12 protein-coding genes are annotated in these 12,462 nt (G+C 66.8%); 8 read left to right on the top strand and 4 right to left on the bottom strand.

Annotated features, from left to right (window positions below):
* Positions 1-6 precede the first annotated feature (6 nt).
* From CI41S_RS24280 to CI41S_RS24270, 3 genes are all read left to right on the top strand, one after another.
* Entirely contained in the window at positions 7-978 is a 972-nt protein-coding gene (locus tag CI41S_RS24280) for an NAD(P)H-dependent flavin oxidoreductase (protein WP_139861874.1), read from the top strand.
* A gap of 116 nt (positions 979-1,094) precedes the next feature.
* Entirely contained in the window at positions 1,095-1,871 is a 777-nt protein-coding gene (locus tag CI41S_RS24275; RefSeq protein WP_139861873.1) for a thioesterase family protein, read from the top strand.
* Between the two features lie 400 nt (positions 1,872-2,271).
* Positions 2,272-4,374, top strand: a complete 2,103-nt coding sequence (locus tag CI41S_RS24270) for a hybrid sensor histidine kinase/response regulator (RefSeq protein WP_139861872.1) — start codon at positions 2,272-2,274, stop codon at positions 4,372-4,374.
* A 145-nt stretch (positions 4,375-4,519) separates the two neighbouring features.
* Here CI41S_RS24270 and CI41S_RS24265 read toward each other — a convergent pair whose 3' ends face one another.
* Positions 4,520-6,082, bottom strand: a complete 1,563-nt coding sequence (locus tag CI41S_RS24265; protein WP_139861871.1) for an AMP-binding protein — start codon at positions 6,080-6,082, stop codon at positions 4,520-4,522.
* A gap of 87 nt (positions 6,083-6,169) precedes the next feature.
* Between CI41S_RS24265 and CI41S_RS24260 the strand changes: the two genes are divergently transcribed.
* The 4 genes from CI41S_RS24260 to CI41S_RS24245 all read left to right on the top strand — a co-directional run bounded on the left by CI41S_RS24260 (position 6,170) and on the right by CI41S_RS24245 (position 9,197).
* Positions 6,170-7,150, top strand: coding sequence for an NAD(P)H-dependent flavin oxidoreductase (locus tag CI41S_RS24260; RefSeq protein ID WP_172628163.1), 981 nt, complete (start codon positions 6,170-6,172; stop codon positions 7,148-7,150).
* A gap of 156 nt (positions 7,151-7,306) precedes the next feature.
* Complete coding sequence (locus CI41S_RS24255; protein ID WP_139480445.1) at positions 7,307-7,552, top strand: hypothetical protein; 246 nt, start codon at positions 7,307-7,309, stop codon at positions 7,550-7,552.
* Between the two features lie 120 nt (positions 7,553-7,672).
* A complete protein-coding gene (locus CI41S_RS24250) occupies positions 7,673-8,422 on the top strand; it encodes a hypothetical protein (RefSeq protein ID WP_139861869.1) in 750 nt (249 codons plus the stop codon).
* A 124-nt stretch (positions 8,423-8,546) separates the two neighbouring features.
* Entirely contained in the window at positions 8,547-9,197 is a 651-nt protein-coding gene (locus tag CI41S_RS24245) for a hypothetical protein (protein ID WP_139861868.1), read from the top strand.
* Between the two features lie 3 nt (positions 9,198-9,200).
* On the opposite strand, the gene CI41S_RS24240 is transcribed toward CI41S_RS24245, so the two are convergent.
* Complete coding sequence (locus CI41S_RS24240; protein WP_139861867.1) at positions 9,201-9,866, bottom strand: O-methyltransferase; 666 nt, start codon at positions 9,864-9,866, stop codon at positions 9,201-9,203.
* A gap of 102 nt (positions 9,867-9,968) precedes the next feature.
* Here CI41S_RS24240 and CI41S_RS24235 point away from each other — a divergent pair, with 102 nt between their 5' ends.
* Complete coding sequence (locus tag CI41S_RS24235) at positions 9,969-10,601, top strand: TetR/AcrR family transcriptional regulator (protein WP_139861866.1); 633 nt, start codon at positions 9,969-9,971, stop codon at positions 10,599-10,601.
* A gap of 37 nt (positions 10,602-10,638) precedes the next feature.
* On the opposite strand, the gene CI41S_RS24230 is transcribed toward CI41S_RS24235, so the two are convergent.
* Positions 10,639-11,571: an amidohydrolase family protein gene (locus tag CI41S_RS24230; protein WP_139861865.1), complete on the bottom strand. Its 933-nt coding sequence runs from the start codon at positions 11,569-11,571 to the stop codon at positions 10,639-10,641.
* 39 nt (positions 11,572-11,610) lie between these two features.
* Positions 11,611-12,393, bottom strand: a complete 783-nt coding sequence (locus tag CI41S_RS24225; protein ID WP_244626676.1) for a substrate-binding domain-containing protein — start codon at positions 12,391-12,393, stop codon at positions 11,611-11,613.
* Positions 12,394-12,462: the final 69 nt, after the last annotated feature.

The following is a 12,462-nucleotide window of genomic DNA, read 5'->3' as shown; positions in this document are numbered from 1 at the left end:
CTCCCTATGTCCATGCCAGCTCTGTTCAAGGGCCGCCTGTCTCTTCCCGTGATCGGGGCGCCGCTGTTCATCATCTCCGTGCCCGACCTCGTCATCGCCCAGTGCAAGGCCGGCGTGGTCGGCTCGTTTCCGGCGCTGAACGCGCGGCCGCCGGAATTGCTCGACGAATGGCTGTATCGGATCAAGGAAGAACTCGCCGCCTACGACAAGGCGCATCCGGAGCGGCCGTCGGCGCCGTTCGCGGTGAACCAGATCGTGCACAAATCGAACAACCGGCTCGATCACGACATGGCGCTTTGCGAGAAGCACAAGGTGCCAATGATCATCTCCTCGCTTGGCGCGCGCGAGGAGCTCAACCAGGCGGTCCACAACTGGGGCGGCATCGTGTTCCACGACGTGATCAATCAGAAGTTCGCCCACAAGGCGATCGAGAAGGGCGCCGACGGCCTGATCCTGGTCGCGGCCGGCGCTGGCGGCCATGCCGGCACCATCTCGCCGTTCCCGTTCGTGTCGGAGACGCGGCACTGGTTCGACGGACCGATCGCGCTGTCGGGCACCATCGCCAACGGCCGCGCCATCCGCGCCGCACGCATCATCGGCGCCGACTTCGCCTATATCGGCTCGGCCTTCATCGCCACCAAGGAGGCGAACGCGGTCGAGGGCTACAAGGACATGATCACCAATTCCTCCGCCGAGGACATCGTCTACTCCAACCTGTTCACCGGCGTGCACGGCAATTACCTGAAGCCGTCGATCGTCAACGCCGGCATGGACCCGGAAAACCTGCCGACCTCCGATCCCTCGAAGATGAGCTTTGGCACCGATGCCTCCGGCGAGCGCGCCAAGCCGAAGGCGTGGAAGGAGATCTGGGGCTCGGGGCAGGGCGTCGGCAGCATCTCCAAGGTGGTGCCCGCGGGTGAATTGATCGCGCGCTTCAAGAAGGAATACGACGAAGCGATCGATCCGGCGCTTGCGTAAGACGCGATGATCAAAATGATTCATCGCGCTTTAGCTTTCTGTTTGGGCATGATCTTTTCGGAAAACCGCTTCACACTTTGCGCTAACGCGGCCCTCCGGGTCCGGATCATGCTCTGATGCAGCCGATCTTTCACGTCGACGGCAACCGCGTCGTCACCAGCCCCGATGCCGCGGGTCCATGGGATCCGCGGATGCAGCACGGCTCGGCGCCGGCGGCGCTGGTGGTCTGGGCTGCCGAAGCCCTTCCGGTCGCCGTTCCGATGCGGATCGCGCGTATCACCATCGACCTCATGCGGCCGGTGCCGGTGGCGCCGCTCACGATCGAGAGCGAGGTGCAGCGCGACGGCCGCAAGATCCAGCTCTGCGGCGTCAAATTGCTCGCCGACGGCGTCGTCGTGGTCTCGGCCAGCGTGCTGAAGATCAAGCAGCAGGCGGCCGAGCTGCCGTCCGAGGTCGTCACGCGTCCGCTCGATCTGCCCGGCCCCGACCAATGCATGGTCGAGCCGGGCAACGCCGCCAGCAGCCCGTTCGTGAACTGCATCTCGATGCGCGCTGCACGCGGCCGCTTCGGCGAGACCGGGCCGGGCGCGATCTGGTTCCGCGTCGACCGTCCGCTGATTGCGGGCGCGGCGGTCTCGCAGGCGATGCGCGCGGTGGTCGCCTCGGACTTCTCCAACGGCACCTCGCCGGCGCTGGATTTCAAGCAGTGGACCTTCATCAACGCCGACCTCACGGTGAGCCTGGCGCGCGAGCCGGTCGGCGACTGGATCTTGCTCGATGGCGAATCCTGGATCGGGCCTGACGGCGCCGGCCTTGCGATGTCGCGGCTGGCCGACCAGCGCGGCTATTTTGGCCGGGCGATCCAGAGCCTGGTGATCGAGCCGCGCCAATAGCGCGGGCGAGGGCTGCGATTTCGGAATATTGGAAGAATACCGGTGAGTTGCCCGATGTGTCAAGTTGCCGTGTCGGACGCTGGCCAGCCTGCCGGCTACTTTGCATGGGGTTGTTTTTCGGCATTTTGGTTGGGCGCCCGTGCTACGAGGAGTTCCTTCCCCGTCACGTGCACTAGCTCGCCCGGAGCCGCAACCGGGAGCCGTGCCCTCTTGGCCGCTTTTTCGACAAAATAGTCCCGCGCCCCGGGAACGGTTGGCAGCCCGACCGAGTTTTGCTCCCGAGAGGGGGTTTCATGACGCGTGTCGATCTTGCCGCCGGTATCGAGGCTACGGCCACCCGGCGGCTTCGTGATTTCGCGTTGGTCGATGTGCAAGCGGCACAGCCGGAAGGACAATCGCGGTGAGGCCCGGCCCGTCCTCGGAACGTGCGGTCATTCTCGCCGCGAGCGAACGGGACGCGGTCAAGACTGCGCATCTGATCAAGGAAGCCGGCTACTACGCCAATATCTGCGGCGATCTCGCCGAGCTCGGGCGCCAGATCGCGAGCGGCGCCGGTCTTGCCATCATTGCCGATGAGGCGATCGGCAACGCCGACCTCGCGGGCCTCACGCGCTGGCTGAACGAACAGCCGTCGTGGTCGGATTTCCCCATCGTGCTGATGAGCGAGCGAGGCGGGCCGGAGCGCAATCCGGAAGCAGCGCGGCTCGGCCGCGCGCTCGGCAACGTCACCTTCGTCGAGCGTCCGTTTCATCCGACCACGCTGGTCAGCCTGGTGGCCGCAGCGGTGCGCGGGCGCCGCCGCCAGTACCAGACCCGCGCCATCCTCGAAGATCTCACCGAGAGCGAGGACCTGCTGCAGACCGCGCTCAACGCCGGCCATCTCGGCGCACTGGAGCTCCATCTGCCCGAATTCGAGCTCGAGGCATCGCCGACCTGCAAGCGCTTCTTCGGGCGCCGGCCGGCCGATCCCTTCACCTATCAGGACCTGCTCGACGCGGTGCATCCCGAAGACCGCGCCCGCCGCGGCGAGGCCATCGAGCATACGCTGCGCACCGGCGCCGACTACCGGATCGAGTACCGCAACATCTGGCCCGACGGCACCCAGCACTGGGTCGACGTCCGCGCCCGCGCGGTGCGCCGTGCCGACGGCAGCACCCGCTCCCTGGTCGGTGTCTGCTCCGACATCACCGCGCGCAAGACCGCGGAGATCGAGCGCGAGGCGCTGCTGGCGCAGCTCGCCGCCGAGCGCACTGCGCTGGCCGAGCTCACCGCCACGCTGGAGCAGCGGGTCGAGCAGCGCACCGCCGATCTGCTGCGGGAGGTCGCCGCGCGCGAGAAGGCGCAGGAGCAGCTGCGTCACGCCCAGAAGATGGAGGCAATCGGCCAGCTCACCGGCGGCGTCGCGCACGACTTCAACAATCTGTTGATGGCGGTGATGGGCAATCTCGATCTGTTGCGCAAGCGCCTGCCCGACGATCCGCGGTTGCATCGCCTGATCGACGGCGCGCAGCAGGGCGCCGAGCGCGGCGCGGCGTTGACGCAGCGGCTGCTGGCATTCGCGCGCCAGCAGGATTTGCGCGCCGTGCCGGTCGATCTCGGCGCGCTGGTGCGCGACATGAGCAACCTGTTGGAGCGCTCGCTCGGGCCGCGCGTCGCGCTCCGGCTTGAGATTCCCGAGGGGCTGCCGCCGGCCGCGATCGACACCAACCAGCTCGAGCTCGCGATCCTCAACCTTGCGATCAACGCGCGCGACGCGATGCCGGACGGCGGCATGATCGAGATCCGCCTCGCGGCCTGGCAGGCCAAGAACGATGCCGCGCTTAAGCCCGGCAATTACCTGAAACTGTCGGTGGTCGACACCGGCACCGGCATGCCGCCCGACGTGCTGAAACGGGCGATCGAGCCGTTCTTCTCGTCGAAGCCGGTGGGCAAGGGCACCGGCCTCGGCCTTTCGATGGTGCACGGGCTCGCGGTGCAGCTCGGCGGCGCGCTGCAGCTTGCCAGCACGCTCGGCAAGGGCACCACCGCCACGCTGGTGCTGCCGGTCGCGACCTCGGCGCCGGAAGCGGAAGGGCCGGCGCCGGCGGCGCCGAAGATCAGGCGCTCGGCGGTGATCCTGCTCGTCGACGACGATCCCTTGATCGCGATGTCGACCGCCGAAATGCTCGAGGATCTCGGCCATCGCGTGATCGCCGCCAGCTCCGGCCTGCACGCGCTCGATATTCTCAGGAGTGATCAGGCGATCGACCTGATGATGACCGATCACGTGATGCCAGGCATGACCGGCATCGAGCTCGCCGCCGCCTCGCGCAAGCTGCGCCCGGAGCTCCCGGTCCTGCTCGCCACCGGTTTCGCCGAACTGCCCGACGGCATCCAGGTCGACCTGCCGCGGCTGGCCAAGCCCTATCACCAGGACCAGCTCCGCCAGCGGCTCGATCAGTTGCTGGGGATGGAAGCTCGCGCGGCTGTCACCCCAGACGCTGCTCTCTCCCCGTCACCCTGAGGAGCCGCGCTTGCGCGGCGTCTCGAAGGGTCGACGGCCCCGCCGTTGCTACAGGGGGAAGCGCGTGGTGATATCTCGGCCGTGCATCCTTCGAGACGCGCGCAAGAGCGCGCTCCTCAGGATGACGGGATGAGAAGCATGGCTATCACCCCACCATGCGGTCGCGACCGGCCCAGAAGCGCGCCTTCAGCACCTTCTTGTCGACCTTGCCGACGCCGGTCATCGGCAGCTCCTTGACGAACTGGATCTGCTTCGGCGCATGCGCCGAGCCTTTCTTCGCCTTCACCAGGCCGATCAGCGCCTCGGCGTCGGGCTTGGCGCCCTCGCGCGGCACCACCACTGCGGTGACGGCTTCGCCCCATTTGTCGTCGGGCACGCCGACCACCGCGACCATCGCGACATCGGCGTGCTGCGACAGCACGTCCTCGACCTCGCGCGGAAAGATGTTGAAGCCGCCGGAGACGATCATGTCCTTCTTGCGGTCGAGGATGAACATGTAGCCGCGCTCGTCCATGCGGGCGATGTCGCCGGTATGCAGCCAGCCGTTCTTCAGCGTCTCGGCCGTGATGTCGGGCCGCTTCCAGTATTCGGCCATCACATGGGTGGCGCGCACGCAGATCTCGCCCGCTTCGCCGGTCGCGACCTCCTTATCTTCCTGGTCCAGAATCTTCACCTGGCAGGCGGCGATCGGGAAGCCGCAGGACAGGAACAGCTCCGGCGTGTTCGGATCGTGGTCGGCCTTGCGCAGCACCGAGACCGGATAGCATTCGGTCTGGCCGTAAAGCTGCGAGAACACCGGCCCGATCCGCTCGATGCCCTCGACCAGCCGGCTCGGCGACATCGCGGAGGCGCCATACAGCAGAAGCTCGAGCGAGGAGAGGTCGGTGTTGTCGAGCGCCGGATGATCCAGCATCACATAGATCATGGTCGGCACCAACAGCGTGAAGTTGATCTTCTCGCGCTCGATGGTCTTGAACACCGCCTCCGGATCAAAACCCTTGAGCATGTGCACGGTGCCGCCGCGCATCAGCGTCGGCAGCACCTTGGTGCCAGCGACATGGCTGATCGGCGCCACCGTGAGGTAGCGCGGCGTCTCCGGAATTTCGAAGTCAGCGAGGATCGCATTGGCGAAGCCGGCATATTGGTGGTGATAGCGCAACGCGCCCTTGGATTTTCCGGTGGTGCCGCCAGTGTAGTTCAGGGTCGAGATGTCGTCGTGTTGTGCCAAGTTCTTCGGTCTCGCGCTGCCTGCGGCCTCGACCGCCTGCAGCAGGTCGGCGCCGTATTCGGCTGGTCCCAGCGTGAACACGGTCTTGAGCCCGGAAGCTTTCGCCGCGAGCTCGCCGCCGCGATCGCGAAAGCTGACGCCGTCGACGATCAGCATCTGCGCTTCGGAATCCTCGAGCTGGAACAGCTGGTCGTCGAGCGAGCCGAGCGGATGCAGCCAGGTGATGGCGAGCCGTGACAATTGGGCGGCAACGCCGGCGCACCAGCTGTCGGCGCGGTTGGCGGTGAGGAAGGCGACGCGGGTGCCGGGCGCAAAGCCGAGCCGCATGAACACGCTCTGCATCCGTCCGATCAGGTCGGTCGCGCCCTGATAGGAGAGCGTGCCGCCCGGCCAGGCAAAGGCGGTGCGTGACGGATAGCGCGCCAGTGCCCGCAAGGTCTGCTCGCACACCGCCGGAAATGCATAGAGCGGATTGCTCATGTTGTTGTTTCTCCCGCCTTTGTCTTTGGCTCTTGTCGTGCCAAGGTTGGCGGTAACGCTAGCACATCGATACGGGGAAGAAACAAGTTGCCGGACACAGGTCCTCTCGCCCGCTTTCGCGATCGCCTGCGGCTGCCGCTGATCGCGGCGCCGATGTTTCTGGTCTCCGGTGTCGAACTGGTGGTGGCGGCGTGCCGTAATGGCGTGATCGGCGCGTTTCCAACCGTGAATTGCCGTGACACGGAACAACTCGACCTCTGGCTCGGCGAGATCGACCGGCGGCTGCAGGCGCATGCGGATGCCAGCGGCCATGCCGCGGCGCCGATCTGCCCGAACCTGATCGTACATCGCTCCAACGCGCGCCTGGCGCAGGATCTCGCCGTGCTGCTGCGGCACAAGCCCGAGATCGTGATCACCTCGGTCGGCTCGCCGGCGCCGGTGCTCGCACCGTTGCACGATGCCGGCGCATTGGTGTTCGCCGACGTCGCCTCGATCCGCCACGCCGAGCGCGCGGCAGCAGCCGGCGCCGACGGGCTCGTGCTGCTCACCGCGGGTGCCGGCGGCCAGACCGGCTGGCTCAACCCGTTCGTGTTCGTCCGTGCGGTGCGCGGCTTCTTCGACGGCCCGATCGTGCTCGCCGGCGGCATCAGCGACGGCCACGCGCTGCGCGCCGCCGAGGCGCTGGGCTGCGATCTCGCCTATATGGGCACCAAATTCATCGCGACCCGCGAGAGCATGGCGGACGACCGCTACAAGCAGATGCTGGTCGAGGCGACCGCCGACGACATCCTGCTCACGACCGCGTTCACCGGATTGCAGACCAACATGCTGCGGCCCTCGATCGCGGCGGCCGGGCTCGATCCCGACAATCTGCCGGCGCGCGGCGCGATCGACATCGGCAAGGACATCGACATCGGGGCCCGCGAAAACCGCCCAAAGCGCTGGCGCGACGTCTGGAGCGGCGGCCACTCTACCTCGGGGGTAACCGGGGTGCTCGCGGTCGACGAACTCGTGGCGCGCACAGCCACTGAGTATGAGGCCGCGAGCGCGCGGGTGCGGCTGATCTAGTTCCCCCGGCCGAAGCCCCTGCCGCAAGCCTCGCACCGGCCCGGCGGCGTATCGACCTGCCGACTTAACCCGCCATTAACCATGCCGGTCCCAACAATAGCGCCACAGGACGGGCCGCCATCGTCATGGCTGGGCCGCCAATGATGGGAATGCGACATGCCCCTAGAGGCGCTTTCAGCCAAGACCCCGGCGACGCTCGACGAGCTCACGACCCGCGTCTTCTTTGCCCTGCAGCGGCACCCGCTGTGCCGTCAGGTCGAATTCGACATCGTCAGCACGCCGCGCACCCGCCGGACCAACTGGACGGTCAGCCTGCGCTCGGTGCAGCCCGGCGCCCTGTGGACCGCCCATGAGATCGTGGCCGACATCCAGGAAGCCTATGAGCTTGACCTCGCGGCCTGATTTTCCAGCCGTTTCGGTGCAATTTTCACCCAATTTGGCGGCGATTGTCGCCGTCGCGGCACGCTAACGCCGCATTTGGCGGTCAGCCTGCGGCGACACCGGCCGGGAATGGAGACGTTTTTGACCAGAGCCATCACCCTCGCCGCGCTGACCTGTTTTCTCCTCGCCGGCGCCGCGATAGCAGCCATTTTGGGCCGGGACAGCCTCCCGGCGGCGCCGTTGGCGGTCGCCGCGGTGCCGGCCGATGCCGCCCCCGTCGCCAACAGGGCGGGCAAGCAGGACAAGCTTGCGGTCGCGGCGCTCGCCACCGCTGCCTTCGAGCCGCTGCAGGCGGTCGCGCCGCCCGCCGCACCGTCGCAGCTGCAACTGCGTGCCCAGGCTGCCATTCCGGGGGCCTCCGACAGCCTGCGTCAGGCCTATGCCTCCACCGAACCCGCCGATGTCGGCCTGCCGAAGCTGACCGAGCCGGCTGACGTCGCGCCGAAGATCACCGAGCCCGCGGCCGCGCCGGTCGCCCCCGCGCCGCCGAAGCCGAAGGCGGCCGCCAAGCCGGCGCCGCAGAAGAGCTACACCCTGCTCAGCGACGCACAGATCGCCAGCATCAAGGAACGGCTCCGCCTGTCGTCGTCGCAGGAATATTACTGGCCGCCGGTCGAGACCGCGCTGCGCGCGGTGGCGCGCAAGATCCACAGCAAGCGCCAGGGCGATGCGGCCTCGGGCAGCATGCCGATCGATCCGGACTCCGAGGAAGTCCAGCAGCTGAAATCGGCGGCAATGCCGCTGCTGTTCCAGCTCCGCGAGGACCAGAAGAACGAGGTCCGTTCACTGGCCCGCCTGATCGGTCTGGAAAAAGTCGCGGCGATGATCTGAGCGATCGGAACCATCGTCGCGCGCGTTGATTCGCCGTGAATCCTTCGCGCGTGGCATCGCGCGCGGTTTTATCGGAACATCGCATCTCCTCACACGTTGCTCGCCCGGGACGAGGAGGCGAGTCATGCGGACATCAACGGCTTATTTCGCCGGTGTGGGAACTGTTGTTGCTGCGATCGCAGTCGGCGTCGGCGGCGGCTTCACGATCGCCAACATCGCCAACCCACACGAAGCAAAGCAGGAGGCCAGTCGGCTCGACCGCCGCACGACCAGCGAGCAAGCCGGCCCGCCATCGGCTTCGTCACAGCCTGCACCATACCTTGCCGCAACGCAGGAAGCCGCGACGAAGCCGGTGACTGTCGCGCCGGCGCCGCCGCAATCCGAGCAGCCTCAGCAGCAGAATGCGCAGCCGAACAATCCGCCGGCCGCGCAACCTGAGACGCCGGCCGTGCAGGAGACGAATGCACAGCCGCCGTCAGCTCCCGCGCAGACCAAGCCCGCCGCCGCACGCGAACCGTCCGCGTCCTCCGAAGCATCGAACACCAACACAAGCGCGCGCGACGCGGACGTGAAGCGTGCAACTACGGAGAAGCGCCGGGCCGAGCGGCGTCAGCGCTGGGCCGAGCGCCGCCGCGGCCGTCAGGGCGATGACATCCGTCAGGGCGACGAGTTGCGCGACGTGGAGCGCAGTGTGCGGCGATCGACCGAGGGCCCGCGTCTCATGGCGGTGGAAGCGCCACGCCGGATCGAGCTGTTCGACGACAGCGACGATTAGGCGTCAGCCAAGCCGCATCGACAGCTCGACGTCATCGCCGAACGGCACCGACAGATAGCCGCTGTTGGCCGCGCGCACCCGCGCTAGGTAATCGGGGCTGTCATCGGCATTGTCGGCGACGATGTAGGCGCCCGGCTTCAGCCGGCTCTCGACGAGATCGAGGATGTCGGGATAGAGCGCCTTGGCGCCGTCGAGCAGCACGAGGTCGATCGTCTCGGGCAGATCCGTGCCCAGCGTCTTCAGCGCGTCGCCCTCGCGGATCTCGACGAGGTCGATCAGGCCGCCGGCGGTCAGATTATCCTTCGCGCGCGCCACCTTGGACGGTTCGAACTCGCTGGTGATCAGGTGGCCGCCGCCATTGTCGCGCAGCGCCGCGGCGAGGTGCAGGGTCGAGATGCCGAACGAGGTGCCGAACTCGACGATGCTCCGCGCCCGCGCACCGCGCGCCAGCATGTAGAGCAGCGCGCCGGTCTCGCGCGAGACTGCGAGCGGCGCGTGCTTCAGCCGTCCATAGAGCTCGCGATAGTCGGTCTTGCTCCGCATCATCCGCGCGCGCTCCGCATCGAAGAGATCGGCGACGGCAAGGCTGGTCTCCTCCGCCGCGGCGGAGGCTTGCGCGAACAGGCCATCGAGCAGGCGCGCGAGCTTCGGGGTGGTCAGGGTGGTCATTGCAAAATCCTTGGCAAATCCTTGGTTGGTGGCGCGTCCTTGCGCGCGACCTGAAATACGACTAATTATTCGCATTCGCTAATCGCATTCCCCGACGCGGCCATGACCGAACGCCGAACCGCTTCAATTTCCTCGCGAAAGCAGCCGCAGCAGGCCCGCTCGACCGAGCTGGTTTCGGCGATCCTGGATGCCGCTGTTCAGGTTTTGACCAGGGAGGGCGCGCAGCGCTTCACCACGGCGCGGGTCGCGGAAAAGGCCGGCGTCAGCGTCGGCTCGCTCTATCAGTACTTTCCGAACAAGGCGGCGATCCTGTTCCGGCTGCAGAGCGACGAGTGGCGGCAGACCTCCGGCCTGCTGCGTGACATTCTCGCCGATGCCGCGCGGCCGCCGCTCGAGCGGCTGCGCCGCCTGGTGCACGCCTTCATCCGCTCGGAATGCGAGGAGGCCGCGGTGCGCGTCGCGCTCAACGACGCTGCGCCGCTCTATCGCGACGCGCCCGAAGCGCGGCAGGCGCGCGCCGCCGGCGAAGGCATTGTCGAGGCATTTTTGCGCGAGGCGTTGCCGAGCGCGTCGGATGCGACGCGCGCGGTGGCGGGCGAGTTGATTACGACGACCCTGAGCGCCGTCGGCAAGGAGTTTTCGGAAAGCCCGCGCACGCCGGCGGAGATCGCGGCCTATGCCGACGCCATGGCCGACATGTTTTGCGCGTATCTGAGGAGTCTCGGGAGGCGATGACGTCGCGGGCGCACGATCGAACCCCGGGTCGGCCGCTTCAGCATTCCTCGGGCCAGTAGAGCCGCATCGGATTGTCGACCAGCAGCTTCTGCTGCAGGTCCGGCGTGACCGCGATGTGGGGAATGACGTCGACCAGCAAACCGTCGTCGGGCATGTGGCCGGTCAGATTGGGATGCGGCCAATCGGTGCCCCAGAGCACACGATCGGGAAAGGTTTCGACAATGCGGCGAGCAAACGGAACAACGTCGCGATAGGCGTTCTGCTCGCCGTGCAGCGCCGGCGGTCCTGAGACCGAGAGGCGCTCGGGACAGCTCACCTTGCACCAGACGTTGGCGTGCTCGCGCATGAACCTCAGGAACAGCTCGAACTCCGGGCCATCAATCGGCTTGGAGACGTCCGGCCGCCCCATGTGGTCGACGACAATGGTCGTGGGCAAGGCGGTGAAGAAATCCCGGAGCTCCGGCAGGTCCACGGCCTCGAAATAGATCACAACGTGCCATCCGAGCCTTGCGATGCGTGCAGCGATCTCGTTCAGCTCGTCTTTCGGCGTGAAATCGACCAGGCGCCTGACGAAATTGAAGCGGACGCCGCGAACGCCGGCTGCATGCATGGTCGCGAGCGCGGCGTCGCTGACACCGCGCCTGATCGTGGCAACGCCACGTGCCTTGCCGTCGGAGTGGAGCAGTGCATCGATCATGGCGCGGTTGTCGGCGCCGTGGCAGGTCGCCTGCACGACGACGCTGCGGGAAAATCCCAGATGATCGCGCAACGCATAGAGCTGCGCGCGTGAGGCATCGCACGGCGTGTATTTCCGCTCGGGTGCGTATGGATATTCGCCGCCGGGCCCGAACACGTGACAATGCGCGTCGACGGCGCCGGTGGGTAGCTTGAAACGAGGCGTCGATGGGCCGGTGTACCAGTCGAGCCAGCCCGGCGTCTTCTCGAACGGCCCGGTCACAGGTTTCGACATCGCTTCCCCTTCTGGCTAACCGCCCGGACTTGACCGTGGTCACGCCGGCTCCATGCCGTAACGACGCTTGGACGCATCGGCTTCCGCAGATGTCAGATGCCTGATCAAGTCGTGTGCGCCGGCCGCATTGGAGGCCGTGGCGCAGACCCCGCACGCAAACAGTGTCGTGGACTGAACCTCAGGGGGAAGCGGTCCGGCGACCGCGATGCCCGGCACATCGAGAAATTCGCTCAGCTGCTGAAAGCCGAGTTCGGCCTCGCCGCGAGCCACCAGGGTGCCTACGGGAACACCTGGTGATGCCTTCACCAGCCGATCCGATACAGTCTGTTCGATGCCCCACCTTCGCAGAAGATCGAGCAGGTGAGTGCCGCTTGGGCCGGTTGAATATCCGATCGATCTTGCCGCGAGTACGGCCGCTTGCAGGCTCGCCTCGTTGGAGAGATCGGGGCGGTTGGCCTGGGCACCGACCGCAACCGCCATCGCCGATTTCGCAAAGCCTGCCCGGCTTCCCGGCCTGAGGAAACCGTCGGCATCGAGTTGTGTCATGACATCGTCGGCGAGCACGACGATGTCGAACGTCTCGCCGGCGCGAACGCGTTTGGCCGCATCGACGCCGCCGACGGACTCGATGGCGACCATGTGTCCGGTCTTGTTCTGGAACGCCCTGCTCAGCTCCGCCAGGATCTGACGGGTCGCCATCGAGGAGATGCCTGTTACCGTTGCCGCCATTCTTGACGCCTGATCGATGTGTCTAAGGCCAGCCTTCGATGCGCCGAGATGTAACGCGCACGGACATTCAGCGATCGCCGCGAAGCGCGTCAACTTGAATCTGTTGTCCTGCTTTGGTCGCAGTCGATGACTGCATGCCGCTGGGTGCGTGGTGGCCCGCAC

The sequence above is a fragment of the Bradyrhizobium ivorense genome (assembly GCF_900696085.1).
Lineage (GTDB): Bacteria > Pseudomonadota > Alphaproteobacteria > Rhizobiales > Xanthobacteraceae > Bradyrhizobium > Bradyrhizobium ivorense.
The sequence above is the reverse complement of the archived record's forward strand: the minus strand, read 5'-3'. Positions and strand labels throughout refer to the sequence as shown.